Origin of the sequence: Novosphingobium sp. (assembly GCF_040398825.1) — a bacterium.
Classification (GTDB): Bacteria; Pseudomonadota; Alphaproteobacteria; order Sphingomonadales; family Sphingomonadaceae; genus Novosphingobium.
Window position 1 is genome coordinate 26,242 of sequence record NZ_JBBATI010000007.1, and the last position, 24,688, is coordinate 50,929.

Consider the following 24,688-nt stretch of genomic DNA (forward strand, 5'->3'; position numbering starts at 1 on the left):
ATGCGATTGCGGATGGCGATGATCGGCGGCGGGCCAGGCGCGTTCATAGGCCCGGTGCACCGCATTGCGGCCGAGCTCGACCGCGAGATCGAGCTGGTGGCCGGGGTATTTTCATCCGATGCGGCGCGCAGCCGGGCAGCAGCCGATATCTATCGCATCGATCCTGCCCGCGCCTATCCCGATCTGGCCACCATGCTGGCCAGTGAGCGGCAGCGCGCCGATCCGGCAGACTTCGTGGCGATCGTCACCCCCAATCACGACCATCTGCCGTCGGCGCGGGCGGCGCTGAACGCAGGGTTTGCGGTGATCAGCGACAAGCCGATGACCGCGACGCTGACAGAGGCGCACGCGCTGGCCAAGGCGGTATCGGCATCCGGACTGCCTTATGCGCTGACTTATACCTATTCCGGCTATCCGCTGGTGCGTGAGGCGCGCGCGCGAATTGCGGCGGGGGCGCTGGGCCCTGTGCGCAAGGTCGTGGTGGAATATCCGCAAGGCTGGCTGGCCGGCGCGGCCGAGGGCAAGCAGGCCGCATGGCGCGTCGATCCCGCGCGCGCCGGTGCGGGCGGCTGCATCGGCGATATCGGCGTCCATGCGTTCCACCTGGCCGAATTCGTGACCGGGCTGAGGGTCAGTGAACTGCTCGCCGATCTGGGCACGGTGGTGCCCGGGCGCATGCTCGATGATGATTGCGCCGTGCTGCTGCGGTTTGACAACGGCGCACGCGGCGTGCTGCTCGCGAGCCAGATCGAAGTGGGGGAACTCAACGGGCTGCGCATCCGCGTCTATGGCGAACACGGCGGGCTGGTCTGGCGGCAGGAAACCCCCAACACGCTGCTGCTGCACCATGGCGACGGGCGCACCGAAATCCTGCGCGCGGGCGATGCTGCGCTTGGCCCGGATGCGGCGCGCCGCACCCGCACCCCCGGCGGACATCCGGAAGGTTATCTTGAGGCCTTTGCCAACCTCTACCGCGATTTTGCCGAGGTGCTGCGCGGGGGAACCGCGCCGCTGCTGCCCGGCGCGGCCGATGGCCTGCGCAGCATGGCGTTCATTGATGCCGCCGTCCGCACCAGCGCCGCTGGCGCGGGCTGGACTGCGCTCACGATCTGAAACACGAGGGTACTGAACATGAAAACTCTCAAAGGCCCGGGCATTTTCCTTGCACAATTTGTGGGCGATGCCGCGCCGTTCAACAGCCTGGACAGCATCGCCGCCTGGGCCGCCGGGCTGGGTTACAAAGGCATCCAGATCCCGACGTGGGATGCACGGCTGTTCGATCTGGCCAAAGCGGCGCAGAGCCAGGACTATTGCGACGAAGTGGCCGGGATATGCGCCGCGCACGGCATCGCCATCACCGAACTTTCAACGCATCTGCAGGGTCAGCTGGTGGCGGTGCATCCGGCCTATGACGCGATGTTCGATGGTTTTGCTGCGCCGCATGTGCGTGGCAATCCGGCGGCGAGGCAGGCCTGGGCGGTGGAGCAGCTGAGGTTCGCCGCCACTGCCAGCCGCAGGCTGGGCCTGACCGCGCATGCCAGCTTTTCAGGCGCGCTGGCGTGGCCCTATATCTATCCCTGGCCACAGCGGCCGGCCGGGCTGGTCGAAGACGCCTTTGCCGAACTGGCGCGGCGCTGGCACCCGATCCTTGACCATTTCGATTCCGAAGGCGTCGATCTGGCCTATGAAATCCATCCCGGCGAAGACCTGCACGACGGGGTGACGTTTGAACGCTTCCTCGATGCCGTGGGTGGGCACAGCCGCGCCAATATCCTTTATGATCCCAGCCATTTCGTGCTGCAGCAGCTCGATTACCTGGCCTTCATCGACATCTACCACGACCGTATCAAATGCTTTCATGTGAAGGATGCCGAGTTCCGCCCCAATGGCCGCAGCGGCATTTATGGCGGGTATCAGGGCTGGGTCGATCGACCCGGCCGCTTTCGCTCGCTGGGTGACGGGCAGGTCGATTTCGGCGCGATCTTTTCCAAAATGGCCGCCAATGATTTCTCCGGCTGGGCCGTGCTCGAATGGGAATGCGCGCTGAAACATCCGGAACAGGGCGCAGCCGAAGGCGCGCCGTTCATCGCCAAACACATCATCCGCGTCACCGACCACGCCTTTGACGATTTTGCCGCCGGCGGCGAAGACCGCGCACTCAACCGCCGGATCATGGGCATTGCGGAGAACGGCGCATGACCAACAATGCCTGGACCCGGCGCGATCTGTTTGGCGTCGCAGCAATGGTCGCGCTGCAGGGCACGCTGCCCGGCGGCGGCATGGCGCTGTTGCGCAGCCTTGATCCGCGCGATGCACCCAGCGCGCGCCAGCGCAAATTGATGCTGACGGTGGCGGACCATGTCATCCCGGCAACCACGACGCCGGGCGCAGGCACCGTCGGCGCAGGCGATTTTGCGATCATCGCGCTGGCCCACGGGCTGGATGGCGCGCGCCGACCGCTCGGACCCACGGAATTGCCAACGCTGCAGGCGTTTGCGCGCAGCGATAACAGTCTGGATCATGTGCGCTGGCTGGAACATCGGCTGGGAGGCAACTGGCCGACCCTGCCCCGTGCCAAACGCCACGCCTTGCTCGCCGCGCTCGATACGTCGGCTTTTGCCAATGATCCCGCCGCGCGTCCGTGGCGCATGATCAAAGGCCTGATCCTCACCGGCTATTACACCAGTGAGGTCGGCGGATCGCAGGAACTGCAATACGAGCTGGTGCCTGGCCGGTTCGACCCCAAAGTGCCGCTCGCGCCCGGTGCGCGGGCCTTTTCCAGTGACTGGACAGCGGTGGATTTCGGCTGATGAACAATGCACTGCACTTTGATGCGATCGTCGTCGGATCGGGCATCACCGGCGGCTGGGCGGCCAAGGAACTGACCGAGGCCGGGCTGAAAGTCCTGCTGATCGAACGCGGGCGCAAGATCGAACATGGGGTCGATTACGCCACCGAAATGAAGGCGCCGTGGGACCTGCCCTGGCGCGGAATCGGCGATGCCGAGCTTTATGCGCGCGAATATCCGGTGCAAATGCTCAACCGGCATTTCAGCGAATTTACGCAAGGCCATTTCGTCAACGATGCCGCCAATCCCTACCAGACCGGGCCAGACACCGCATTCAACTGGTTCCGCAGTTATCAGCTGGGCGGACGTTCGCTGACCTGGGGGCGGCAAAGCTATCGCTGGTCCGATTACGATTTCGGCGCGAACAAGCGCGATGGGCACGGCACCGACTGGCCGATCCGCTATGCCGACCTGGCGCCGTGGTACGACAAGGTGGAGGATTTCATCGGCGTCGCTGGCGCCAGTGAAGGCCTGCCGCAACTGCCCGACGGAAAATTTCTGCCGCCGTTTGCGCTCAATGTGGTCGAACAGGCGGTGCGCGAACGCATCCGTGCCGCGTGGCCCGAACGCTGCCTGACGATCGGGCGCACCGCCAACCTGACTGCGCCAAAGGATGGTCGCGGCCAGTGCCAAAGCCGGTCGATCTGCGCGCGCGGCTGTTCCTATGGCGCCTATTTTTCCACCCAGTCGAGCACGCTGCCGGCAGCGCAAGCCACCGGCAACCTGACGCTGATCACCGACGCGGCGGTCGAACATGTCGATTACGATCCCGCCACGCGCAGGGTGACCGGGGTGCGCTGGATCGACACGCACACCAAACAACGCAAGACGGCCACCGCGCGCCTGGTGTTTTTGAACGCCGGCGCATTCAATTCGGTACACCTGCTGCTGAATTCGGCCGGCGACGCCATGCCAAACGGGCTGGCCAACCGCAGCGGTGTGCTCGGCACGCATATCATGGACCATGCCAACACGCTGTCGGCCGCCGCGATCATGCCGGGGTTTGAACAGTGGACCAGCTTTGGCAACCGTCCGACCGGGGTGGTGATCCCGCGCTATCGCAACATGGATGCGATGGACGGCGCCGGCCACACCCGCGGCTTTTCATTCCAGGGCGGCGCGCTGCAATCGGGCTGGACCGCGGGCAAACGCACGGCGGGGATCGGCGCCGAATTGAAGAACAAGCTGCGCGCCCCCGGGCCCTGGCGCATGGTGCTGGTGGGCTTTGCCGATTGCGTGCCGCGTGCGTCCAACCGGCTGACTCTCGACCGCAGCAAGGTTGACGCCAACGGCATTCCGCAATTGCACATCGAATTCGCGTTCGGCGCAGAGGAACACGCCGCGCTGGCGCAGGCCAAGGCCGATGCCGCCGAAATGCTGACCAAAGCCGGTGGACAAATGATCATGGGCTTTGACCGGCCCGGCCCCGGCGGCACCGCCATTCACGAAATGGGCGGCGCGCGGATGGGGCTGGACCCGGCCACATCGGTGCTGAACAAATGGAGCCAGGCGCACGATGTCGCCAACCTGTTCGTCACCGACGGTGCGCAGATGAGCAGTTCGGCCTGCCAAAACCCCTCGCTCACCTATATGGCGCTGACCGCGCGCGCGGTCGCCCATGCGGTGGAACTGCTGAAAGCAGGCACAATATGACCGGATATATCCGCAACCTTTGGTACATGGCCGCCTGGGTGGACGAGGTCAGCGGCGATGCGCTGTTTTCGCGCACGCTGCTGGACCGGCCCTGGCTGATCTATCGCAAGGGCGACGGCGGCTGGGCGATGATCGCCGATCGCTGTCCGCACCGGTTCGTGCCGCTCAGCCTGGGGCGGCGCGAAGGTGATGTGGTGCATTGCCGCTATCACGGGCTGGGGTTTGCCACCGATGGCCGCTGTGTGCATTCACCCTTCCCCGGCGATCCGCCGGCGCATGTCAGCGTGGCGACGATGCCGGTCGTCGAGCGGCATCGCGGACTGTGGTTCTGGCAGGGTGATCCCGCGCTGGCAGACCCGGCGCAGATCCCCGATTTCGGCTTTCTGGATGCCGACGCAGGCATGCGGCGCGGCCACCTGACCATCGCAGGAAACTACGAGCTGATCACCGACAACCTGATGGACCTCACCCACGCCGAATTCCTCCACGTCGAAAGCTTTGGCGTGAACGGATCGATCTTTCACGGGGCGCAGACAGTGCGCCACGACGCTGACGGCGCGATCTGGAACAATTGGGACATGACCGGGGTCACGCCGCCCGATTGGTCAAAACCGATGCTGCAACCAGGGGACACCGTCGATCAATGGCTGCACATGCGCTGGCACGCGCCCGCCGCGATGGCGCTGACCGTGGGCCTGGCGCGCGCAGGCACCGCACGTGCAGACCTGGTGGTGCCGCCCATGGTCAACCCGCACATCATCACCCCCGAAACCGCGACATCCTCGCACTATTTCTATGACCACGCCGACAACGACGCTGCGGCGGAAATGGCGCGGCAGGTGTTCGTCGACGAGGATGAACCGATGATCGAGGCAGCGCAGCGCGCGCTGGGCACGCAGGATTTCTGGGACGCGCATCCCGCGATCCTGAAAACCGATGCCGGCGCGATCCGCGCGCGCCGCGCATTGATGCAGTTGCGCAAGGCCGAAGAAACGGCGGCTGGCTAAATCGCCGAAACCGCGCGTTGCGGCTGCCGTGACAGCACCAGCAACAGGATCACCGCGCCAACAGCGCTGATCACGCCGGCGACCAGAAACGCCGCCTGCATCGTGCCAAGCCCGGCGCGCAACCCGCTGACCAGCAGCGGGGAGGAGAACTGGCCGAAAAAGAACGTCGCGGTCCAGATGCCCATGCCGCGACCGCGGTGCTGAAACGGCAGCATGCTTTGCGCCCAGGCGATCAGCGTGGGGATGGCCATGCCGGCGCCGGTCTGTTGCAGCGCCATGCCCAGGATCATGCCCTGCCACCCGTGGGCAAGCCCCATCACCGCCAGCCCGGCGCCCAACAGGCCCAGGAACACCGCGATCAGCGCGGGCGAACTCATGCCCCGGTTGCCCAGCCACCAGAACAGGCTGGCGCCCACCAGAATGAACAGCGTGGGCAGCGCGGTAATCTGTCCGATGCTTTTCGGATCGGACACGCCAAGCTCCTGCCAGACGGTCGCGCCATTGACGATGAACACATAGTAGATGGCCGAGGAAAACAGCGTGAGCGCAGCAATGCTGCCCATCGCGCGCCACGGAAAGCTGGGCGCGGCCACGCCGTGTTCGAACAGACCCTGTTCATCCATGCCCAGCATCCGCCGCGCGGTCACATCGCTTGCCGGTTCGTACATATAGCGCAGCATCGCGATGAAGATCGGAAAGGCGAGGAAATACAGCAGGAATATCCCGTTCCAGCGCCACGCGGTCATCGTGCCGGCAAAAAAGATCATCCCCGATGACAGCGCCGGACCAAGCAGCCCTTGCAGCGCCAGCCATTTGCGGCGCCCCTGGTCGGGCCAGTAATCCGCAATCAGAGTGTTGATCGTGGTCAGGATCGCCGCCTCACACAACCCGAGCAACAGGCGCGAGGCGTAAATTGCATTCAGGTTTTCCAGGAAAAACGGCGCGGCGCCGATGATTCCATAGAAAAACGTCGCGATCAGCAACAGCGTGCGGCGCCCGAACCGGTCGACCAGCAGGCCCGCAAACATCGCCACCAGCGCGATCGTCAAGCCTGGCGCGGTGACCATCGAAGGCACCTGCATGGCGGCTGCGGGATTTGTGGGCGCAAAGTGGCCGATGATCGCCGGTATCGCCGGAAACATCGACACAATCGCCAGAATCGGCAGGAAACCGGCGATGATGACCGTCAGCCCCTGGGCCAGGCCAGGCTTGCGCTCTGCCGTCGATGGTATCGCCAAGACATTTCCCCCGTACAGTTTTCCGGTGCTGTCGGCATGGCCGGCGCACCGCACGCCCTTGACCATAGGGGAAGGTTGATCATAATAGAAGCATGATTTTAGTTTGATCGGGCATTCGTCGTTTCAGGGCGGGGCCGCCACGATTGACGGTGGGCATCGGGGGCGACGTGGCGACGAAACAGGATGCAGCGAGATCGGGCGCGCGGCTGCCGCACGAGCTGGATGATCGGCAGCGTTCGCTGGCGTTTTTCACTGTGCTGACCGCCGTGGTGCTGGAGGTCGCGGATTCGACCATCATCAACACCGCGCTGCCGGCGATCCGCCAAGGTCTGGGCGCTTCGCCTGCGGCAATGCAGTGGATTGTTGCGGGCTATCTGCTCACGCTCGGCTCGCTGCTGCTGCTGGGCGGCCGGCTGGGCGATGCGTTTGGTCACGCCCGCATGTTTCTGGGCGGGGTGGCCGGGTTCATCCTGGCCTCGGCCTTGTGCGGGCTGGCGCTGTCGCCAACCCAACTGGTGCTTGCGCGCATCCTGCAGGGCGGCGCCGGCGCGATGATGGGGCCACAGACCATGGCCATCGTGCAACTGCTCTACACCCCGATCGAACGCGTGTCGCGACTGGCGTATTTCGGCATGATCATCGGTCTGGCGGCCATCGTCGGGCCGATTGTCGGCGGATTCCTCATCCAGCTGAACCTGTTCGGGCTTGGCTGGCGGCTGATATTCCTGATCAACCTGCCGATCGGGCTGTTCGCGCTGCTGCTGGGGCGCACCACCCTGCCCCGCACGGGTGAGGAACACCGCGGCCTGGCCATCGATCTGGGCGGAGCGGCGCTGTTTGCCGCCGGATTTGGCGCGGTGCTGTTCGCGCTGATCCAGGCGCGTGAATGGCTTGGGATGCGGGGCGCCGCGCCGCTGTTGCTGCTGGGCCTGGCGCTGGTCGCGCTCGGCTGGCGGCGGTCGGTCCGCCGGCGCACAGCTGGTCTGCCGGCGATGATCGAACCTGCACTGTTTGCCTTGCGCAGCTTTCGCTGGGGCGTGGTCGCGGCCACGGCTTTCAGCAGCGCATCGATCGGTTTTCTGATGATCTTTGCGGTATCGCTGCAACAGGGGCTGGGGCTGACCCCGCTGGGCACCGCGCTGGTCCATATCCCGTTTGGCGCGGGCGTGATGGCCGCGGTCGCGCTGATCGTGCCGCGCCTGCTGCCGCGATTGGGGCGCGTGCTGCCGATGGTCGGCGGGGTGCTGATGGCCGCGGGCATCGTGGCGGTGCTCATGCTGATCCGGTTGGGCGTGGGTCATGGCGCGCTGCTGATCACCATGCTGGCACTGGCAGGTGTGGGGTTTGGCACGTTGTCTGGCCCGCTGGGGCCGATCGTGGTGTCCGATGTGGCCCGCACCCATGCCGGCACCGCCAGCGCGACCCTGCGCACGGCGCAGCAATTGGGCGGTGCACTGGGCATTGCGCTGGTCGGGACGGCCTATTTTTCGGTCAGTGGCCACGATGCGGCGGCACGGTTGCAGGGGCTGCTGCCCGGCGCCATCACCGTCGCGCTGCTGCTGGCCGTGGCCATTTTTGCGGTGTCACGCCTGCCCGCCGATCTGTTTGGCGCGCATCGCCGGGGACCGGCGCATTGACCCACAGCATTTTCATCGGCATTGTCTATTTGAATCGAACTATACCCATCAATCAGACAGATACATAACCATTGCGGAGGGTTATATGGACTTCAAACCGGTGCGGCGCATCGTGACGGGCCACGATACGGCCGGGCGCGCGATCATCCAGGACGACAGCGCAGTGCCGCGCGTGCAGCGCGTGGGCGGCGCCATCGGCCCGCTGTTCCACGAAGTGTGGAATACGCAGGCCACCCCGGCGCCAATCGATGTGGCATCGGGCGAACCGCCCGAAGCCGGCGTGGTGCTGGCCCCGCCACACAACGGCACGCGCATCCGCGTGCTCGACATCCCGCCCGAGGGCGACGGCATCCGCACCATGACACCCGAAGAAGCCGCTGCGCACTTTGCCGAGGTTGGCGCGGGCCATGCCTCAAACGCTGCCAAGGCTGGCGCGCGCCACGCGCTGATGCACCGCACCGAAACGATCGATTATGGCATCGTGATCGAAGGCGAACTGGTGCTGATCATGGATGAAGGCGAAACCACGGTCTATCCCGGCGATATCGTCATCCAGCGCGGCACCAACCATGGCTGGGCCAACCGGTCCGACCGCAATTGCCGCATCGCCTTTATCCTGATCGATGGCGTGTTCGCGCCAGAGTTGATGGCATGAGGCTGGCCACCGTCCGCGATGGCACGCCCGATGGCGCGCTTGTCGTCGTTGCCGACGATGGCGCCCACATCGCGCGGGTGGGCGGCGCCTGGCCCAATCTGCTGACCGTGATGCAGGACTGGGATGGCGCAGCGCCGGCGCTGCATGCCGCCGCCGCGCGCATCGCGGCCGGCGAAGGCGAGCCTGGCGACAGCGTGGTCTTTGCCGCGCCGCTGCCGCGCAGCTGGCAATGGCTGGATGGGTCGGCCTTTGCCACGCATGGCGAACTGATGCAGATCGCGTTCGCGCTCGATCCGATCGATACCGATCGCCCGCTGATGTATCAGGGCCTGTCAGACCGGTTCTATGGCCCCACCGACGACGTGCCCTTTCCCACCACCGATCACGGCATCGATTTCGAAGGCGAATTCGGCGTGATCGTCGATGCCGTGCCGATGGGCACCAGCGCCGCCGACGCGATGCACCACATCCGCCTGATCGTGCAGATCAACGACTGGTCGCTGCGCGCGATCGCCCCCGTTGAAATGAAGACCGGCTTTGGCTGGGTGCAGGCCAAGCCGGCCTGCGCGATGGCGCCCTATGCGGTCACCCCCGATGCGCTGGGCCACGCCTGGCGCGACGGGCGCGTGTGCCTTGATCTGGAAATCGACTGGAACGGCCGGCGCGTGGGTCGCGCCAATGGCGCACCGATGGCATTCGGTTTCCACGAACTGGTGGCGCATGCGGCACTGACGCGTGATCTGGTCGCAGGCACGATCATCGGTTCCGGCACGGTATCCAACCCCGATTATGCCGAAGTCGGATCAAGCTGCATTTCCGAAGTGCGCGCGGTCGAAATCATCGCCCACGGCGCACCGCAAACCGGGTTCATGCAGTTTGGCGATACCGTGCGCATGACGGGCCGCGATGCGGCGGGCCAGGCGCCGTTCGGGGTTATCGACCAGACTGTCGTCCGCGCCTGATCACACGATGCCCGCGCCCAGCCCCACGGCCTGGCGTTCCTGCGCCTTGCGCGGGCGCCACTGGCTGGTGCGATAGGCGTCCAGCACGTCGATCGCCCCGCCCGCCTCCAGCCGCGCCATGGCCAGGATTGGTGAAACATCGATGGTATAGGCGCGGCGCAGCGCCTGAAACGCCATCATCGTGTCGTTGCAATCTTGCGCGGCGTGCAGCGCCTCACGGTCGACCAGCGCGGCCTTGGCGTGGCACTGGGCAATCGCCTCGGCGCTGGAAAGCATCGATTCGATCGGGTCGGTCACGTTGTGCGACTGGTCGATCATATAGCTGGGGTTGAAACCCTCATTCCCTGTGGTGCGCGGATTGGCCTGCGCCTCGGCCAGTTCGTTGAACACCAGGAACAGCTGGTGCGGGTTGATCGATCCCGAATCGAGATCGTCATCGCCATACTTGCTGTCGTTGAAATGAAATCCGCCCAGCTTGCCAAAGCGGTGCAGCCGCGCCACGATCTGTTCAATGTTCACATTGGGCGCGTGGTGCCCCAGATCGACCAGGCACTTGGCCTTTGGCCCCAGCTCCTGCGCGGCCAGGATCGACGAACCCCAGTCGCTGATGACGGTGGAATAGAACGCCGGTTCGAACATCTTGTGTTCCAGCAGCATGCGCCAATCGTCGGGCAGCGCGGCATAGACCTGGGCCGCGGCAGCCAGATAGCGGTCCAGGCTGCGCGCCAGGTCCTGCTGCCCGGGGAAATTGGTACCGTCACCCACCCACACGGTCAGGTCCTTCGATCCCAGCTGCCGGCCGATTTCGATGCATTCGATATTGTGCGCAATCGCCTGCGCCCGCGTTGCCGCCAGCGTAGAGGCAAGCGATCCGGTGTTGTAGCTGTGCGCCTGCCCCGGCTGATCCTGAAAGGTGTTGGAATTGACCGCGTCGAAACCCAGGCCCAAGCTGGCCGCCTCTTCACGCAAGGCCCCGTAATCGGACACTTTGTCCCACGGAAAATGCGGCGACACGCGCGGGGTGATCCGCGACAGCTGGTTCACCACCGCGCAATCGGCCAGCTTTTCGTGAATGTTGGTCGGCTCACCCGCAATTGGGAACTTGGCAAAGCGCGTACCCCCGCGCCCCGCGCCCCAGCTCGGCACCGCCACGCTGAACGCGGCCGCGCGCGCCTTGACGGCATCGATGGCGATCCCGCTGCGCGCCAGCTTGCGGCCAAGCGCGGTGTAATCCTCGTACAAAGCGTCGGCGCGGGCGGCATTGTGTTCGCCGATCAGGTCGGCGGAAATGGGCAGGTTTTGCATTTTTCCCTCTCCGTCCCGCACGTCAGCGGGTAAACGCCTGCGCGTTGCCCGCGTCGACATTGATCATGTTGCCGGTCGATTTTGCCGACATCTCGCTGGCAAGGAAATAGACCGCTTCGGCAATATCGTCCGGCAGCACGTCGCGTTTGAGCATCGACCGCTGGCGGTAATGCTCCTCCAGTTCGCTGCCGGGATCGATTCCGTGTGCGCCTGCGCGTTCCTTGCGCCAGTCGCCGTCCCAGATGCGGCTGCCACAGATGACGGCATCGGGGTTGACGGTGTTGACGCGGATGCCGGCCGGCGCGCCTTCGAGCGCGAGACAGCGCGCCAGGTGGTTGGCGGCCGCCTTGGCCGAGGCATAGGCGCTGGCATTGGTCGCCGCCGCCACGCCGTTCTTTGACCCGATGAACACCACTGCCGATCCGCCCTGTGCTGCCATCCGTTTCAACAGCGGCCAGGCGCCACGCGCAGTCAGGAAATAGCCGCGCGCCAGCACGTCATAATTGCGGTTCCACAGGTCCAGCGTTGTGTCCTCGATCGCGGCGGACGAAGCGATCCCGGCATTGGCGACCAGAATATCCAGCCCGCCAAATTCGCGCGCGCACAGATCGATGGCGGCCTGAATCTGGGCCTCATCGGTCACATCGCAGACCGCCGCGCGCACCACATCCTGGCCAAACGCGCGGGCAAACCCGGCGCGCACGTCTTCGACCGCGGCAGCATCGCGGTCGGCCAGCAGCACGCAGGCGCCATCCTTCAGCAGACGCGCCGCCGTGGCCGCACCAATGCCGCCGGCGCCGCCGGTGACCAGCGCGATCCTGCCGACCAGCGGTTTGGGTGCCGGCATGCGCTGCAGCTTGGCCTCTTCAAGCAGCCAGTATTCGATGTCGAAGGCTTCCTGTTCGTCGAGCGCGATGTAATCGCCGATGGCCTCCGCCCCGCGCATCACGTTGATCGCATTGCCATAAAATTCACCGGCGAGCCGCGCAGTGGTGCGGTCGGTGGCAAAGGTGATGCGGCCCACGCCGGGCACCAGCACCACCACCGGGTTGGGATCGCGCATCGCGGGCGAAGATGCCCGCTTGCACCGCGTATAGTAGGCCGCATACATCGCGCGATAATCGGCCAGCTGCTCTGCCAAATAGGCATCATCGGTCAGCCGTGCGGGATCGAGCGTGAGCGGGGCGATCTTGGTGCGCAGAAAATGATCGGGGCACGATGTGCCGAGCGCGGACAGGCGCCGGAAATCGGCACTGCCGGTGAATTCCAGCGCTTCGGCATCGTCGGAAAAATGGCCCAGCTTGCGGCGCGCACCGGTCATCAGCCCGCGCAACCGGGGCATCAGATCGGCGGCGATGGCGGCGCGATCCGGATGCGGCGGGACGATCGCGCCGCCGAACGCGGGCTTGCCGGCTTGCGCCGCGTTAAGATAGCGCGCGGCATCCGCGATCAGCGCGATGGTGTGTTCATAACAGGCCTGCGCGCTGTCGGCCCAGCAGATCACCCCGTGGCCGGCCAGCATGACGCCCTCCACCCCCGGGTTGGCGCGCACATAGTCGCGCAACGTGACCCCCAGCGTATAGCCCGGGCGTTTCCACCCCAGCCAGCCGATCCGCCCGCCCCAGATCGCGCGAGTCGCCGCCTCTCCGCCCGAGGATGCGGCGAGCGCGATGATCGCATCGGGGTGGACATGATCGACATGCGCGAATGGCAGCAGTGCATGCAACGGCGTGTCGATGCTGGCCGCGCGGCCGTTGAGGTTGAACGTGCAGTGCGGCAGATAGCCGACCATGTTGTCGTCATCGTCCGGCCCGGCATAATGCGCCTCCAACCCCAACAGCTTGTCCTGATAGAGCGTGGCAAAGCCGTCGAGCTGCATCGAACCGATATCGCCGCCTGAACCCTTGACCCACAGCACCTGCACCGCTTCACCGGTAAGCGGATCGGTGCCGGTCAGTTTGGCCGACGTGTTGCCGCCGCCAAAATTGGTGACCGTCAGGTCAGAACCAAGCAGGTTGGACCGGTACAGCAGCAATTCGGCCGGGCCGAGGCCGGCGGCATGCGACTGATCCCAGCGGCTGGCGGGCACGGCGAACGGGGTCGCGGCGGACAGGGCAGTCTGGGCGTTCATCGCATCCTTCCAGCGGCAGTGGCATGTGGAGCCGCCGCTGGAAGGAAGCTAACATTTTTACTGGAAACGATCAATATTGATTGATAGTGATCGTTTTAGAAACAACACACCGGGAGAGCGGCGCTGCATCACGGCGCGACCATCGTCATCGATATGGGCAAGACCCTGAGCAAGGTTTCGTTGTGGGACCGCGCGGGGCAGATGCTTGACCGGCAGGTGCGGCCCAATGCGCCGATCATGGTCGATGGGGTGCGTCACCTGGATGCCGACGGTATTGGTCGCTGGCTGCTGGGTGTGCTGGCCGGCTGGGCCGCGCATCCGGTTGAAACGATCATCCCGGTCGGCCATGGCGCCGGGGTTGCGGTGCTGCGCAACGGAGGCCTGGCCATGCCGCCGCGCGATTACGAAGCGCCGATCCTGGCGGACATCATGGCCGGGTATCGCGCTGCGCGTGACCCGTTCGCCGTGACCGGATCGCCCGCGCTGCCCGACGGGCTGAACCTTGGCGCGCAGTTGTGGTGGCTGGAAAGCCACGATCCACAGGCGCTGACGGGCGCCACATTGCTGCCCTGGGCGCAATACTGGGCCTGGTTCCTGACCGGCGCAGCGGTGACCGAGGTGACCAGCCTGGGCTGCCATTCCGACTTGTGGTCCCCGGCTGCGGCCACATTCTCTCCGCTTGCACAGGCGCAAGGCTGGGCCGACCGGTTTGCGCCGATCGCGCGCGCGCACGATGTGGTCGGCACCTTGCGCCCATCAATCGCCGCACAAACCGGCCTTTCCGCATCAGTGCGCGTGCTGGCCGGGCTGCACGATTCCAACGCGGCACTGCACGCGGCGCGCGGGTTTGCGGCGATCGCCGATGGCGAAGCGACCGTGCTGTCGACCGGCACCTGGTTTATCGCCATGCGCCGGCCGCACGGCGCATTTGACAGCGCCACGCTGCCGGCCGCGCGCGATTGCCTGGTCAACGTCGATGTCGAAGGTCGCCCCGTACCCTCGGCGCGGTTTATGGGCGGGCGCGAGATTGAACGCGTGATCGGCATCGACACGCGGCAGGTGGATATCCGGCCGGATCAGCCCGCGCTGATCGCCGCGGTGCCGGGCCTGCTGGGCGCAGGCACGATGCTGCTGCCGACGTTGGCCCCCGGCTGCGGGCCGTTTCCGGGCCAGACCGCACGCTGGATCGGCGCGCCCGCTGATGGGCCCGGCGATGGCCATGCCCGGCGCGCTGCGATGTGCCTGTATGCCGCGCTGGTGGCCGATGCCGCGCTCGATCTGATCGGCGCGCGGGCAACGCTGCTGATCGAAGGCCGCTTTGCCGACGCCGAAGTGTTTGTCCGCGCGCTGGCAGCGCTGCGCCCCGGCACCCGCGTGCTGGTGGCCAATGCCCATCACGATGTGGCATTTGGCGCATTGCGGCTGATCGATCCCGCGCTGGCGCCGCCCACGCAATTGCGGCGGGTCGAACCGCTGGCCGCAGACCTGCGCGGTTATCGCGCCGGCTGGCGCAGCGCGCTGGAAACCGCGCCATGATCGCGGCGACCGGCATCGACACAATCAACCGAACCATTCTTGCGGGGAACGCATGGTGACCAAGGCACAAGACCATCGGCACGCATGGCGTGACACCATCCTGGCGGGGCTGGCCAACTATATCGATGCCGGGTCGATCGTATCGGGATCGGTCGCGCTGGCGCTGTGGCAGGACCATTATCGCCTGACGCCAGGCTTCATGGGCCTGCTCGGGGCGTTTGGCCCCAATGCCATTGGCGCAGGCATCGGCGCGCTGGTCGGCGGCATTCTGTGCGACCGGCTGGGCCGCAAAACAATCTACCAGTGGGATATGCTGATTTACGCCGCCGGGATGGCGCTGCTGGTGTTTGCGGTCGCGCCGTGGATGATCGTCACCGGGTTTCTGATTGTCGGGCTGGCGGTGGGGGCGGACATTCCCGCATCGTGGTCGCTGATCGCCGAACAGGCCCCCGATGACCGACGCGGACGCCATTCGGGCATGGCGCAAGTGCTGTGGTACCTGGGTCCGGTGGTGGTGCTGCTGATGAGCCTGGCGCTGACCAGCCTGGGTGAGCTGGGCGCGCGGATCGTGTTTGCGCATCTGTTGATCATCGCGCTCGCGCTCACGTTCCTGCGGTCGCGCATGCAGGAATCGCAGCGCTGGACCGATGCGCAAGCCTCTGGCGAAGCGCGCCCGCCGATCTCCACGCTGTTCCGGGGCAAATACCTGGGATCGATCCTGGGCCTGGTCGGCATGTACGGGTTCTGGAATCTGTGGGCAGGCACCAACGGGTTCTTTTTCCCCTATATCCTGCGCACCGTCGGCGCGGCGACACAGGCACAGGCGGTGGCAATCCAGGCGCTGTCATTCGCGATCGGCATGGCGTCGATCGGGCTGGTGTTCATGCAACTGGCCGACCGGGTCAACCAGCGCACGCTGTTTGCCATTTCGGCGGTGATCCAGGTCTGCGGCATGGCCTTGCTCGCGGTGTTTCCGCTGACCATCCCGGTGGCGCTGCTCTATGTGTTCCTGCTGCAATTCGGCGGCGGGTTTGGCGCGCAAAGCTTTTTCCAGCTGTGGAGTGCGGAAATGTTTCCAACCATGCTGCGCTCCACCGCGCAGGGCATCTGTTTTGCGGTGGTACGGATCAGCCTGGGCGTGTTCAGTTTTTTCGTGCCGCTGCTGACCGCGACCGGGTTCACCACGCTGGCGCTGATCCTGACCGGATTTCTGGTCATCAGCGGGGTGATCGGGTTTGCCTGGGCACCGCGCAACGAAGGTAAATCGCTTGAACAATTGGCGGCCGAGCGGCATGCAGCGGCATGACCACGGCGCGACAAGAATGGCGGCACCCCATGAACGCGGCTGAAAATGAACGCGGCTGAAAATGCACGCGGCTGAACGCGAACGCCTGATCGTAAAGGCAATGCGCGCCACCGGCTTTGTGACGTATCGCGATCTTGAAGCGCTGCTGGATGCCTCCCCCGCCACCATCCGCCGCGATCTGGCGCGGCTGGAAAGCGCAGAGCAGATCGTGCGCGTGCACGGCGGCGCCCGACTGGCCGAAGACCCGGCCGCCGCACCGCCCACGCTCCGGCTGAGTGGCACACCGTTCGACCAGTCGATCACCCGCAACCTGGCCGCCAAACGCGCGATCGGCGCGGCCGCGGCGGCATTGTGCCAGCCGGGCGAAGGCGTGATGATCGATGGCGGCACCACCACGCTGCAGATGTGCGCGCATCTGGCCGGGCTCAATCTGCAAGTGCTGACCAATTCGCTGCACATCGTCACCGCGCTGCTGCCACAGCCGGGCACGCGCATCCTGGTGCCATCGGGCACGGTGTTTCGCGAACAGAACATCATCCTGGCCGCCGCGGGCGAGGAATCGATGCCGCGTTTTCACGCGCCAAAACTGTTCATGGGCGCCGCCGCCGTCGGCCCGCTGGGCGTGATGCAGCAGGACGTGATCCTGGTCGCCGCCGAACGCCGCCTGATCGACCGCGCCGAACAGGTCATCCTGCTGGCGGATTCGTCAAAGTTTCAGTCGTCGTCAGGCGCTATCGTCTGTGGCCTGGACGAAGTTGACACGGTGATCACCGATCACGGCATCAGCGATGCGGCAGCGGATATGGTCCGACAGGCGGGGGCAAGACTGGTTATTGCGCCGGCGGCCTGAGTGGTAAGGACAGATCCGCCCGTTATTGAACGACCGCAGTTGGGAACTGCCAATTGCGGACCGAACGGCAGGAGGTGGAGGAAAGCGGACTCTCGGCAACGCACTCCTCGTCATTCCTGCGAACGCAGGAATCCAGAGTGGATGGCAAAACCTGTTGATTGTACAAGACGATTTTGTCGCGGAGCCGTGGTACCTGGATTCCTGCGTTCGCAGGAATGACGATTGTAAGGCCGCAACTGCGGCGCATCCAGAATGTCCGTTTGTGTGGAAATCTGGCGAAAAGCGGACGTTCCGGCCAAGCCCGGATTTGCCCATGTATCGCTGGCAACAATGAAAGCCAGTTGACGTGAACGTAACCCCTCCCCGCAGGGAAGGGGTTGGGGAGGGGTGTCCGACGCCCGAATTGTCGCGCATCACATCGGCGTGGGACACCCCCACGCGGGCCCTCCTCCTGAGGGGGAGGGCTTCTTTTCAGTGGTTTACGTTGCCATCAGGGTCTCGCCTCACGCCTCGATCCCCGGAAACCGGTAAATCACATCATCAAACGAATCCGCGGCGAAAGTGTACAATATCCGCAAGCATTCGGTCCCGATGGCACGAGTGGTGTGGTGCGCGCCGCCGGGGATGAACGCCGCCACCCCGGGGCGAAGCGGATAGAGTTCGTCGCCGATCTGCAACTCACCCTGCCCCGACAGCACGTAATAGGTTTCGGCCTGGGCGTGGCAGTGCACCAGCAGCGCTTCGGCCTGCGCGTCGGGCGGCGCCGGGGCCAGTTCGGCGATGCCTTGCGTGATCTGGCAGGTCGGGGTGCGGTCGCCGCTGATCAGCGTTTTCCAGTGCATGCCGCCCCAGCCATCGGTCGGGCAGGTCTGTTCATCGACGATGTGGGCGCGGATCGTGGTCATCGCGGGCCGGCCGGGGCGGAGGGCTGCTGCACATCGGGATACCATTGTTCGTAATACCAGCCCCACACCGCATGGATTTGCCGGGTGATGCGCGCGGGCAATTCGTGCCGCGCGGGTTGGGTCAGCGCAGAATGGCGCGTGTGCGGGTATTTCAGGCGATAATGGCTGTCGCTTTCACCCGGGCCGGCCGGCAGATTGGCAAAATCGATCACCTGTGGCGCCACCCCCAGCCACGCGAACAGCGCCGCGGTCACCGCCGCCGGATTGGCCATCAGGTCTTCAAACCGCAGGAAAAACAGCCGTTCGCGCGCGGCGGCGGGCAGGTCGTTGACGGCGTTGAGCGATACCAGCGCGTCGCCGATCACTTTGCCTTTGCCAAACAGCGCATCGGCGCGGCCAAACCGGTCAAAATCGGCCAGCCCGTCGATGAAATCGACCAGGATGGTCTGCTGGTGCCGTGCCTCGATCGAAGCGGCAATCTGCGTCAGATCGCGCAGGCACACGATCATCCGCAGTTCGGGCGCCAGCGCCAGCGCCATTTCGATGGTGTGCAGCCAGGCGCGGTTCTTGTCGACCACCAGCGCGGCATCGCCACCATCCACCCATCCGCGCAGATAGCCGGTCATCGCCCGCTGCAACCGGGCATAGGCCGGCGCGCCCGCGGCATCGAGCTGCGACAGGAAAAATTCGTCGGCGCTCACCTGCCGCCGGATCGCCAGCAGCGTATTGCACAACGGCGAACTGTGCCCGTCACAGGCAATGTCCGGGTGCGCCGCCAGGATCTGGCACAGCAGGGTCGATCCCGCGCGCGGCAGGCCGGTGACGCAGACCAGCCCGGGATGGGGCACGGCGGCGGAAACGGGGTCGTCGCGCATCAATCGGTCCCGCCCTTGCAAACCCGGCATACGGCACAGGAATTGTGCGCGCGCGGGCACGCTGTCCGCCAATGCGGCAGCCAGCTCCCGCGCGGAGTTGAAAAAGCAAAGCCCGGCCGTGTCAAGGATCAGCGTGGCAAAATTGATCGACCGCATGCCCGAATGGCGTATGATTGCCACCTGCGCGGCCATTACCAGAGCCGTCGTAGCAGCAAAACAGGCGCACAACCCCATGTCCAGGCTAAAGCATCATTCCGAACGGCACCTGATGTCGCGGATCGGCTGGTTGCGCGCGGCTGTGCTGGGCGCCAACGATGGCATTGTTTCCACCGCCAGCCTGATCATCGGGGTCGCCGCTGCCGATGGCAAACCGTCGGCGATTTTGGTCGCCGGGGCGGCCGGGCTGGTCGCCGGGGCGATGTCGATGGCCGCGGGCGAATATGTTTCGGTCAGTTCACAAGCGGATACCGAAAGTGCCGAACTGGCGCGTGAGGCGCGTGAATTGCAAACCGACAGCGCTGCCGAACTGGCCGAACTGGCCGGCATCTATATCAAACGCGGGGTTGAACCGGCCACCGCCGACGCGGTCGCGCGGCAATTGATGGCCAAAGATGCGCTGGCCGCGCACGCGCACGATGAACTGGGCATATCGCAGATGACCACCGCCCGGCCGATTCAGGCCGCGCTGACCTCGGCCATCACCTTTACCGCCGGCGCGGCGCTGCCGCTGGCCATCGTGCTGGTGGTGCCGGGGCACAGGTTGCTGGTAACCGAAACGGTGGCATCGCTGCTGTTTCTGGCGCTGCTGGGTACGATTGGCGCGCGTGCCGGTGGCGCACCGATTGTGCGGGCCACCGTGCGCGTCACATTCTGGGGCGCGCTGGCGATGGCGATCACGGCCGGGATCGGCATGCTGGTCGGCACCGCCGTGTGATGCCGGCGCGCGCGCAAGCTGCAAGCCCACTGACCGCGCGGCGCAGGCTGTGTTCATGTTGCACGGCGTAAAAGATGTTTCACGCCCCGGTATGCGATCCGCCCGGCAGCCCCTGGGCAATCACGGCAACGTCCGTGATCCCGGTGGATACCGCAACCGGTTACGCCGAACCAACACCTGTGAGGGACATACCATGAAACGATCCATTTTAGCAGCCGTCGCCATCGCCGGATCGGTCCTGCCCGGCACCGCTGACGCGCGCCGCTATCGCCATTACGTCAGCCAGCGCGATGACCATGGCCGCTGCCTGCGCTTCAACAAGACCACCGGCACGGTAGCCGGCGCGGTTGGCGGCGGCGTGCTGGGCAATGTGCTGTTTGGCGGCACCGGCGGTACGCTGGCCGGCGCGGCGGTTGGCGGGCTGGCCGGGCACGAACTGGCGCACAACCGCCGCAAACGCTGCTGATGATGGGTTAGAGCGTCTGGTCCAGATTTATCGCAGGACGCTCTACCCCTCCGGGGGCCGGCATGGGTACATTCCGATGGTGCCCAATTGCCTGTCCCGGGCGCATCGCGGGGCCACTGGCAACGGAGACCCCATGACCGACACCCCCGCAATCGCGCCCGCATCCCCGCATCTGAACGGCCATCATCGCAAAACGATGGCCGCGCTGTTTCAGCATCCGACCGCGCACAATGTCGAATGGCACGATGTGCTGTCGCTGCTGGGCGTGATCGGCAGTGTCGCCGAACGTCATGGTGGCGGGTATGAACTGGCGATCGGCGCGGAACGGCTGAATCTGGGCCGCGCGCACGACCATGACATCAGCGGCGATGAACTGCGCCATTTGCGCGCCTTCCTGGTCAAGGCCGGGGTTGCGCCGGGCGAAACGGCCCCGGCAAGCTCTGCCAACCCGGTCGAACGGCAATGCATCGTGCTGATCGACCATCACCAGGCGCGGCTGTTCGATCCGGGCGCCAGCGCGCACGATGCGCACACCGCACGCGTGCTGAAACCCGATGACCCCGATGGGACGCGCGCCCGCATAGAGCATCGCCAGGGCATCAATGAAGCCAACGGCGGCCCGCTGGGCGCGCACGATGGCGGGCATTCACCCGAAGACGACGGATATTATGAACGTGTCGCGGTCGATCTGGCACCTGCACAACGCATCGTGGTGTTGAGCGATGGCAAAGGCCGCAGCAATGCCGGCGCCTACCTGGTCGAATACCTGCGGCGTCATCACCCCGCCACCGCACAGCGCATCGTCGCCACCGACCGGGTGGACATTGCCCATCTTTCGGATCGGCAGGTCGTGGCCGCCGGTCTGGTCCTGCTCGGCGACGCCTGAACAGGTACCAACCTTCCTGCCGGCTTGACCTGCGCGACCGGATCGCCATGACAGCACCGTGCGACCGGTTTTGGTCGATGCGGGGGAACGGCTGGCATGACGGTATTGGGCACTTTGGCGCTGGCAGTGCCGGCGATGATCGCAGTGGCAGTCATCGTGCTGGTGGTCGCCTCAGCCTGGCTGGCACGGCGGGCAGAGGCCACAGTGCCGCCCGATGGCCGGTTTATCGATCTGCCCGACGCGCGGCTGCATTACATCGACATGGGATCGGGGCCGCCGATCGTGCTGGTGCACGGATTGGGCGGGCATTCGCGCAATTTCACCTATGCGCTGGCGGGGCGGCTGGCCGCGCACCACCGCCTGTTGATCATCGATCGACCGGGTTCCGGCTATTCCACCTGGAAAGGGACGCCCGACTGGCGGATTGGCAGCAATGCCCGGGTGGTCAGCCAGTTCATTGCCGCGCTTGATCTTGATCGGCCACTGCTGGTCGGCCATTCGCTGGGCGGCGCGATCGGTCTGGCGGTGGCGCTGGATTATCCGAGGGCGATCGCCGGCCTGGCGCTGCTGGCCCCGCTGACGCTGCCGGTTGACCAGGTTTCCGATCTGCACAAACCGCTGGTGATCCGCTCTGCGCTGCTGCGGCGGCTGATCGCCCAGACCGTGGCCGTGCCGATTGCCCGGATGCAGGGCACGGCGGCGCTGGCGGCGGTGTTCGCGCCAGAACCGGCACCGGCCGATTTCAACAGCAACGGCGGCGGCGCGTTGACCGCACGGCCGTCTGCGTTCATCGCGATCACGTCCGAACTGGTCAATGCCGGTGATGACATGCCGGGTATCGCCGCGCGCTATGCACAGCTGTCGCTGCCGGTCGGCATTCTGTATGGCCGCGAAGACAAAATCCTGGATGCGGCGCACCAGGGCACCGATGCCGCTGGCCTGATCGCGGGATGCGAACTGGAACTGATGACGGGCGGCCACATGATCCCGGTCACCGCGCCCGATCACGTTGCCGGCTGGATCCGCCGCCAGGCACAGCGCGCAGGGGTCTGATCACAGCAATTCAGCCCGCGTCTTCGCTCAGGTCCTTGATCGCGCCGATCACCGCGGCGGTATCCGATGGCGTGGACATTGCGGCGGCCAGATCGTCGACCCGGTCGGTAATCGCCGGGTTGTCACGGCGACTTTCTTCCAGCAGCCCGATGATCTTGGCAATTTTCTGGTCGTTGGCGATCGACAGTTCCAAAATCAGCTGGGCGCGATGATCGGCCAGCCGGTCTTCGCGTCGCTGGGTGGTCAGGATCAGCACCGCGACCACCAGCGCGCCTGCCGCGGCGATGAATTCCAGACCGCCAAACGGCGGAGGGTCGACCGGCTGGTAACCCAGTCGCCCCGCCACCAGATTGGCCGCAATCCAGCTGATCATGGTTGCGCCCAGCCAAACCACGGTCCCGGGCCAGCCGATGATGCCGGTGACCCGGTCTACCGCGCGCTGCACCACGCCGGATTCCTGCCGGTGGGCGTGGCGCAGATGCGCGGCAGTCTGTCCGATCGCGGCGGCCGGATCGCTGGCCTCGGTCGGTGTGGGCAGGCTGGCGATACCGGTCACCGGCGCAATCCGGGCCGGATCAGGCCGACCGGCGCTGCACCAGGCCGACCACGAACATGATCAGCGCAATGACCAGCACCAGATGGATCAGCGATCCTGCGACATGGAACACCGAAAAACCCAGCAGCCACATGACCAGCAGGATGATTGCAATTGTATACAGCATGACGAATTTCCTTTTGATTTCCGTTTCGGACCCGCTGCTGATGCCAAAAAGCAAGGATGGCACCTATCCGTCCTGCCCCTTCAGGTGAGGGGTTTTATTGTTTCGGATCAATGCAGTGTGATGTCAGATTTTGTCGCGGATGGCGTCCTTGGCCCCGCCGACGGCGTTCTGGATCTTGCCGGCAGCCTTGTCGGCGTGGCCTTCGGCCTGAAGCTTGGCATCGCCAGTCAGCTTGCCGATTACGACTTCGGCTTCACCCTTGGCCTGTTTGGCGGCCCCTGCCAGTCTGTCCTTGTCCATGTCATGTGCTCCTTCGGTTGATGGTTGCGGTAAAATGGGTCAGTCGGGTTGCGCTGCACGCTGGCGGTGACGGCGCGGCGGCACGATCTGCGCAGGATTGATGCAGCCGTCGCGCAAGGTTGCGGTGCAGACCGGATAATCCTTGTCGATCGCGGTGAGTGGCGGCGCGGTCAGTGCGCCCACGTAAGGGCGCCCATGGTAATCGGGGTCGGCGGGCATGGCTGCCGCAACCGGGCTGCTGGCAGTATCGGGATAAGGCGGGATCAGCGTCCACACCCCTGGCGCGGGCCGGTTGGTGCCGAACTGCATGGGCGCGGATTGCCCCGCTGCCCAGGCCGGCGCGGCCAGCGTCGGTGCAGCCAGCGCCAGGCCGACGGGAACGGCACAAGCCAGAATCAGGGCACGCATGATGAATTCCAATGGGCATGCGCCGTGCGGCCGGCACCCGGCCCGATGCGCGGCATCGGGCCGGACGGCATCAGCGTCTGGCGTCAGGGGTGGGTGGTGGTGGTAACCGTGGTGGTTTTCACATGGTGGTGGTGCACGGTGCGGTGCATCACGCGATGACCGGCCCGCGCGCGCGCCTTGCGCACGGTATGACGGACCGGCGCGCGGTCGCTGTCGACCACGTCATGGCTGGAAATGGCCACGGTGGTGGTGGTCGGCATCGGAGCCGGCGGCGGCGGGGGTGCTGCGCGCATGGCCTCGATTTGCGCATTGGCCGCGGCGGTCGAACGTTCGGCGTTTTCAGCGCGCTGGTTGGCGTTGTCGGCGCGCAAGTTGGCATTGTCGGTCGCGGCTTCGGCGGCACCCGCGCGGTTGTTGGCGGTTGCCGCAGTCTGCTGCGCGCGCGCACCGGCATCACGCAGATCGTCGCGGCGGCTGCGTTCGTTTTCGGCCTTGCGGGTGTTGGCGGTCACGATCGCCTGATCGGCCAGCCCGCTGGCGCGGTGTGCCTCCGCAATCGCTTCGGATTTCTGGTGGTGCGCCAGCATGTCCTGCGCCGACATCAGTGCTGCGCGCGCCTGCGATTGCAGCGCGGGGGCCTGGTCGTTGGCGCCGACTTTGTCGCCGGCATCGATCTTGCCTTTGGCTTCGGCAATCGCGGCCTCGGCGCGGGTCTGTTCGCCGGCAAAGGCGCTGGCGGGGATCATGGTGGCGGCAAGCAGGGCAGCCAGGGCAAGCCTGGACGACAGCGGGGTACGTTTGATCATGGCGGCAGTCTCCATTTCGCGCGCGCGCCACGGGTCCGCCGCAATCGGCTGAAAACCAGCCGCCGGCTTGTGGTGCTACAATCGCAAAGTCGTGATGGGGGGCGAACACCCGATCCGGCCGACACGCGCTGCGGTTGACCGCCTGCGCGTGGGCGGACGGCACCAGGCCAGCCCCACTTCGCTGCCATAGGCGTGCCAACGCGCT

Annotated in this window: 25 protein-coding genes; 15 read left to right on the forward strand and 10 right to left on the reverse strand. The window is 65.7% G+C overall.

The genetic code is table 11. The features are described from left to right. Window positions 1–12 precede the first annotated feature (12 nt). The 5 genes from ABWP89_RS05565 to ABWP89_RS05585 are packed head-to-tail and all read left to right on the forward strand — an operon-like array spanning window position 13 to window position 5,508. On the forward strand, window positions 13–1,113 hold the full coding sequence (locus tag ABWP89_RS05565) for a Gfo/Idh/MocA family protein (RefSeq protein WP_353227812.1): 1,101 nt from the start codon (window positions 13–15) through the stop codon (window positions 1,111–1,113). An 18-nt stretch (window positions 1,114–1,131) separates the two neighbouring features. Then, window positions 1,132–2,199, forward strand: a complete 1,068-nt coding sequence (locus ABWP89_RS05570; protein ID WP_353227813.1) for a sugar phosphate isomerase/epimerase family protein — start codon at window positions 1,132–1,134, stop codon at window positions 2,197–2,199. Continuing rightward, window positions 2,196–2,810 carry a gluconate 2-dehydrogenase subunit 3 family protein gene (locus ABWP89_RS05575; RefSeq protein ID WP_353227814.1) on the forward strand — a complete coding sequence of 205 codons (615 nt, stop codon included), beginning with the start codon at window positions 2,196–2,198 and terminating at the stop codon, window positions 2,808–2,810. Before ABWP89_RS05570 ends, ABWP89_RS05575 begins: the two co-directional genes overlap by 4 nt. Further along, window positions 2,810–4,501 (forward strand): GMC oxidoreductase, encoded by a 1,692-nt coding sequence (locus tag ABWP89_RS05580; protein WP_353227815.1) that lies wholly within the window; start codon window positions 2,810–2,812, stop codon window positions 4,499–4,501. The genes ABWP89_RS05575 and ABWP89_RS05580 overlap by 1 nt, the downstream gene beginning before the upstream one ends. Then, a complete protein-coding gene (locus ABWP89_RS05585; RefSeq protein WP_353227816.1) occupies window positions 4,498–5,508 on the forward strand; it encodes a Rieske 2Fe-2S domain-containing protein in 1,011 nt (336 codons plus the stop codon). Before ABWP89_RS05580 ends, ABWP89_RS05585 begins: the two co-directional genes overlap by 4 nt. On the opposite strand, the gene ABWP89_RS05590 is transcribed toward ABWP89_RS05585, so the two are convergent. Beyond that, the gene (locus tag ABWP89_RS05590; protein WP_353227817.1) at window positions 5,505–6,746 is read right to left on the reverse strand and encodes an MFS transporter; all 1,242 of its coding nucleotides are present in this window, start codon (window positions 6,744–6,746) and stop codon (window positions 5,505–5,507) included. The two genes, ABWP89_RS05585 and ABWP89_RS05590, sit on opposite strands and share 4 nt — an antisense overlap. A gap of 167 nt (window positions 6,747–6,913) precedes the next feature. On the opposite strand from ABWP89_RS05590, the gene ABWP89_RS05595 reads away from it, so the two are divergent. From ABWP89_RS05595 to ABWP89_RS05605, 3 genes are all read left to right on the forward strand, one after another. Beyond that, complete coding sequence (locus ABWP89_RS05595; RefSeq protein ID WP_353227818.1) at window positions 6,914–8,383, forward strand: MFS transporter; 1,470 nt, start codon at window positions 6,914–6,916, stop codon at window positions 8,381–8,383. 85 nt (window positions 8,384–8,468) lie between these two features. Next, window positions 8,469–9,038 carry a cupin domain-containing protein gene (locus ABWP89_RS05600; protein WP_353227819.1) on the forward strand — a complete coding sequence of 190 codons (570 nt, stop codon included), beginning with the start codon at window positions 8,469–8,471 and terminating at the stop codon, window positions 9,036–9,038. Beyond that, window positions 9,035–10,000, forward strand: a complete 966-nt coding sequence (locus tag ABWP89_RS05605; RefSeq protein ID WP_353227820.1) for a fumarylacetoacetate hydrolase family protein — start codon at window positions 9,035–9,037, stop codon at window positions 9,998–10,000. The genes ABWP89_RS05600 and ABWP89_RS05605 overlap by 4 nt, the downstream gene beginning before the upstream one ends. Here the strand turns inward: ABWP89_RS05605 and ABWP89_RS05610 are convergent, their stop codons facing one another. Next, window positions 10,001–11,305 carry a sugar isomerase gene (locus tag ABWP89_RS05610; RefSeq protein WP_353227821.1) on the reverse strand — a complete coding sequence of 435 codons (1,305 nt, stop codon included), beginning with the start codon at window positions 11,303–11,305 and terminating at the stop codon, window positions 10,001–10,003. Window positions 11,306–11,327: 22 nt separating this feature from the next. Beyond that, window positions 11,328–13,436: a bifunctional rhamnulose-1-phosphate aldolase/short-chain dehydrogenase gene (locus ABWP89_RS05615; protein WP_353227823.1), complete on the reverse strand. Its 2,109-nt coding sequence runs from the start codon at window positions 13,434–13,436 to the stop codon at window positions 11,328–11,330. A 153-nt stretch (window positions 13,437–13,589) separates the two neighbouring features. Here ABWP89_RS05615 and ABWP89_RS05620 point away from each other — a divergent pair, with 153 nt between their 5' ends. From ABWP89_RS05620 to ABWP89_RS05630, 3 genes are all read left to right on the forward strand, one after another. Further along, window positions 13,590–14,972 (forward strand): FGGY-family carbohydrate kinase, encoded by a 1,383-nt coding sequence (locus tag ABWP89_RS05620; protein ID WP_353227825.1) that lies wholly within the window; start codon window positions 13,590–13,592, stop codon window positions 14,970–14,972. 55 nt (window positions 14,973–15,027) lie between these two features. Further along, window positions 15,028–16,278 (forward strand): MFS transporter, encoded by a 1,251-nt coding sequence (locus tag ABWP89_RS05625; protein WP_353227827.1) that lies wholly within the window; start codon window positions 15,028–15,030, stop codon window positions 16,276–16,278. 61 nt (window positions 16,279–16,339) lie between these two features. After that, the gene (locus ABWP89_RS05630; protein ID WP_353227828.1) at window positions 16,340–17,128 is read left to right on the forward strand and encodes a DeoR/GlpR family DNA-binding transcription regulator; all 789 of its coding nucleotides are present in this window, start codon (window positions 16,340–16,342) and stop codon (window positions 17,126–17,128) included. A 503-nt stretch (window positions 17,129–17,631) separates the two neighbouring features. Here the strand turns inward: ABWP89_RS05630 and ABWP89_RS05635 are convergent. Both ABWP89_RS05635 and ABWP89_RS05640 read right to left on the reverse strand, forming a co-directional pair. After that, a complete protein-coding gene (locus ABWP89_RS05635) occupies window positions 17,632–18,033 on the reverse strand; it encodes a cupin domain-containing protein (RefSeq protein WP_353227830.1) in 402 nt (133 codons plus the stop codon). Next, complete coding sequence (locus tag ABWP89_RS05640) at window positions 18,030–18,908, reverse strand: sulfotransferase family protein (RefSeq protein ID WP_353227832.1); 879 nt, start codon at window positions 18,906–18,908, stop codon at window positions 18,030–18,032. The genes ABWP89_RS05635 and ABWP89_RS05640 overlap by 4 nt, the downstream gene beginning before the upstream one ends. 232 nt (window positions 18,909–19,140) lie before the next feature. On the opposite strand from ABWP89_RS05640, the gene ABWP89_RS05645 reads away from it, so the two are divergent. The 4 genes from ABWP89_RS05645 to ABWP89_RS05660 all read left to right on the forward strand — a co-directional run bounded on the left by ABWP89_RS05645 (window position 19,141) and on the right by ABWP89_RS05660 (window position 22,247). Beyond that, entirely contained in the window at window positions 19,141–19,842 is a 702-nt protein-coding gene (locus tag ABWP89_RS05645) for a VIT1/CCC1 transporter family protein (RefSeq protein ID WP_353227833.1), read from the forward strand. A 193-nt stretch (window positions 19,843–20,035) separates the two neighbouring features. After that, window positions 20,036–20,308 (forward strand): glycine zipper 2TM domain-containing protein, encoded by a 273-nt coding sequence (locus tag ABWP89_RS05650; protein WP_353227835.1) that lies wholly within the window; start codon window positions 20,036–20,038, stop codon window positions 20,306–20,308. A 133-nt stretch (window positions 20,309–20,441) separates the two neighbouring features. After that, a complete protein-coding gene (locus ABWP89_RS05655) occupies window positions 20,442–21,194 on the forward strand; it encodes a hypothetical protein (protein ID WP_353227836.1) in 753 nt (250 codons plus the stop codon). 96 nt (window positions 21,195–21,290) lie between these two features. After that, complete coding sequence (locus ABWP89_RS05660; protein ID WP_353227838.1) at window positions 21,291–22,247, forward strand: alpha/beta fold hydrolase; 957 nt, start codon at window positions 21,291–21,293, stop codon at window positions 22,245–22,247. 10 nt (window positions 22,248–22,257) lie between these two features. Here ABWP89_RS05660 and ABWP89_RS05665 read toward each other — a convergent pair whose 3' ends face one another. The 5 genes from ABWP89_RS05665 to ABWP89_RS05685 form a co-directional block, all read right to left on the reverse strand. Then, a complete protein-coding gene (locus tag ABWP89_RS05665; protein WP_353227840.1) occupies window positions 22,258–22,803 on the reverse strand; it encodes a DUF1003 domain-containing protein in 546 nt (181 codons plus the stop codon). Window positions 22,804–22,822: 19 nt separating this feature from the next. Continuing rightward, window positions 22,823–22,969: a lmo0937 family membrane protein gene (locus tag ABWP89_RS05670; RefSeq protein ID WP_353227841.1), complete on the reverse strand. Its 147-nt coding sequence runs from the start codon at window positions 22,967–22,969 to the stop codon at window positions 22,823–22,825. Window positions 22,970–23,092: 123 nt separating this feature from the next. Then, window positions 23,093–23,269 carry a CsbD family protein gene (locus ABWP89_RS05675; protein WP_353227842.1) on the reverse strand — a complete coding sequence of 59 codons (177 nt, stop codon included), beginning with the start codon at window positions 23,267–23,269 and terminating at the stop codon, window positions 23,093–23,095. 39 nt (window positions 23,270–23,308) lie between these two features. Beyond that, window positions 23,309–23,677, reverse strand: coding sequence for a hypothetical protein (locus tag ABWP89_RS05680; protein WP_353227843.1), 369 nt, complete (start codon window positions 23,675–23,677; stop codon window positions 23,309–23,311). Between the two features lie 83 nt (window positions 23,678–23,760). Continuing rightward, the gene (locus ABWP89_RS05685; protein WP_353227844.1) at window positions 23,761–24,483 is read right to left on the reverse strand and encodes a hypothetical protein; all 723 of its coding nucleotides are present in this window, start codon (window positions 24,481–24,483) and stop codon (window positions 23,761–23,763) included. Between the last annotated feature and the right edge of the window lie 205 nt (window positions 24,484–24,688).

Coding starts and splice junctions, on each gene's coding strand:
- ABWP89_RS05565 (WP_353227812.1), top strand. CDS start 13: ATGGCGATGATCGGCGGCGGGCCAGGCGCGTTCATAGGCCCGGTGCAC.
- ABWP89_RS05570 (WP_353227813.1), top strand. CDS start 1,132: ATGAAAACTCTCAAAGGCCCGGGCATTTTCCTTGCACAATTTGTGGGC.
- ABWP89_RS05575 (WP_353227814.1), top strand. CDS start 2,196: ATGACCAACAATGCCTGGACCCGGCGCGATCTGTTTGGCGTCGCAGCA.
- ABWP89_RS05580 (WP_353227815.1), top strand. CDS start 2,810: ATGAACAATGCACTGCACTTTGATGCGATCGTCGTCGGATCGGGCATC.
- ABWP89_RS05585 (WP_353227816.1), top strand. CDS start 4,498: ATGACCGGATATATCCGCAACCTTTGGTACATGGCCGCCTGGGTGGAC.
- ABWP89_RS05600 (WP_353227819.1), top strand. CDS start 8,469: ATGGACTTCAAACCGGTGCGGCGCATCGTGACGGGCCACGATACGGCC.
- ABWP89_RS05605 (WP_353227820.1), top strand. CDS start 9,035: ATGAGGCTGGCCACCGTCCGCGATGGCACGCCCGATGGCGCGCTTGTC.
- ABWP89_RS05610 (WP_353227821.1), bottom strand. CDS start 11,305: ATGCAAAACCTGCCCATTTCCGCCGACCTGATCGGCGAACACAATGCC.
- ABWP89_RS05615 (WP_353227823.1), bottom strand. CDS start 13,436: ATGAACGCCCAGACTGCCCTGTCCGCCGCGACCCCGTTCGCCGTGCCC.
- ABWP89_RS05620 (WP_353227825.1), top strand. CDS start 13,590: ATGGGCAAGACCCTGAGCAAGGTTTCGTTGTGGGACCGCGCGGGGCAG.
- ABWP89_RS05630 (WP_353227828.1), top strand. CDS start 16,340: ATGCACGCGGCTGAACGCGAACGCCTGATCGTAAAGGCAATGCGCGCC.
- ABWP89_RS05635 (WP_353227830.1), bottom strand. CDS start 18,033: ATGACCACGATCCGCGCCCACATCGTCGATGAACAGACCTGCCCGACC.
- ABWP89_RS05640 (WP_353227832.1), bottom strand. CDS start 18,908: ATGCGCGACGACCCCGTTTCCGCCGCCGTGCCCCATCCCGGGCTGGTC.
- ABWP89_RS05645 (WP_353227833.1), top strand. CDS start 19,141: ATGTCCAGGCTAAAGCATCATTCCGAACGGCACCTGATGTCGCGGATC.
- ABWP89_RS05650 (WP_353227835.1), top strand. CDS start 20,036: ATGAAACGATCCATTTTAGCAGCCGTCGCCATCGCCGGATCGGTCCTG.
- ABWP89_RS05655 (WP_353227836.1), top strand. CDS start 20,442: ATGACCGACACCCCCGCAATCGCGCCCGCATCCCCGCATCTGAACGGC.
- ABWP89_RS05660 (WP_353227838.1), top strand. CDS start 21,291: ATGACGGTATTGGGCACTTTGGCGCTGGCAGTGCCGGCGATGATCGCA.
- ABWP89_RS05670 (WP_353227841.1), bottom strand. CDS start 22,969: ATGCTGTATACAATTGCAATCATCCTGCTGGTCATGTGGCTGCTGGGT.
- ABWP89_RS05675 (WP_353227842.1), bottom strand. CDS start 23,269: ATGGACAAGGACAGACTGGCAGGGGCCGCCAAACAGGCCAAGGGTGAA.
- ABWP89_RS05680 (WP_353227843.1), bottom strand. CDS start 23,677: ATGCGTGCCCTGATTCTGGCTTGTGCCGTTCCCGTCGGCCTGGCGCTG.
- ABWP89_RS05685 (WP_353227844.1), bottom strand. CDS start 24,483: ATGATCAAACGTACCCCGCTGTCGTCCAGGCTTGCCCTGGCTGCCCTG.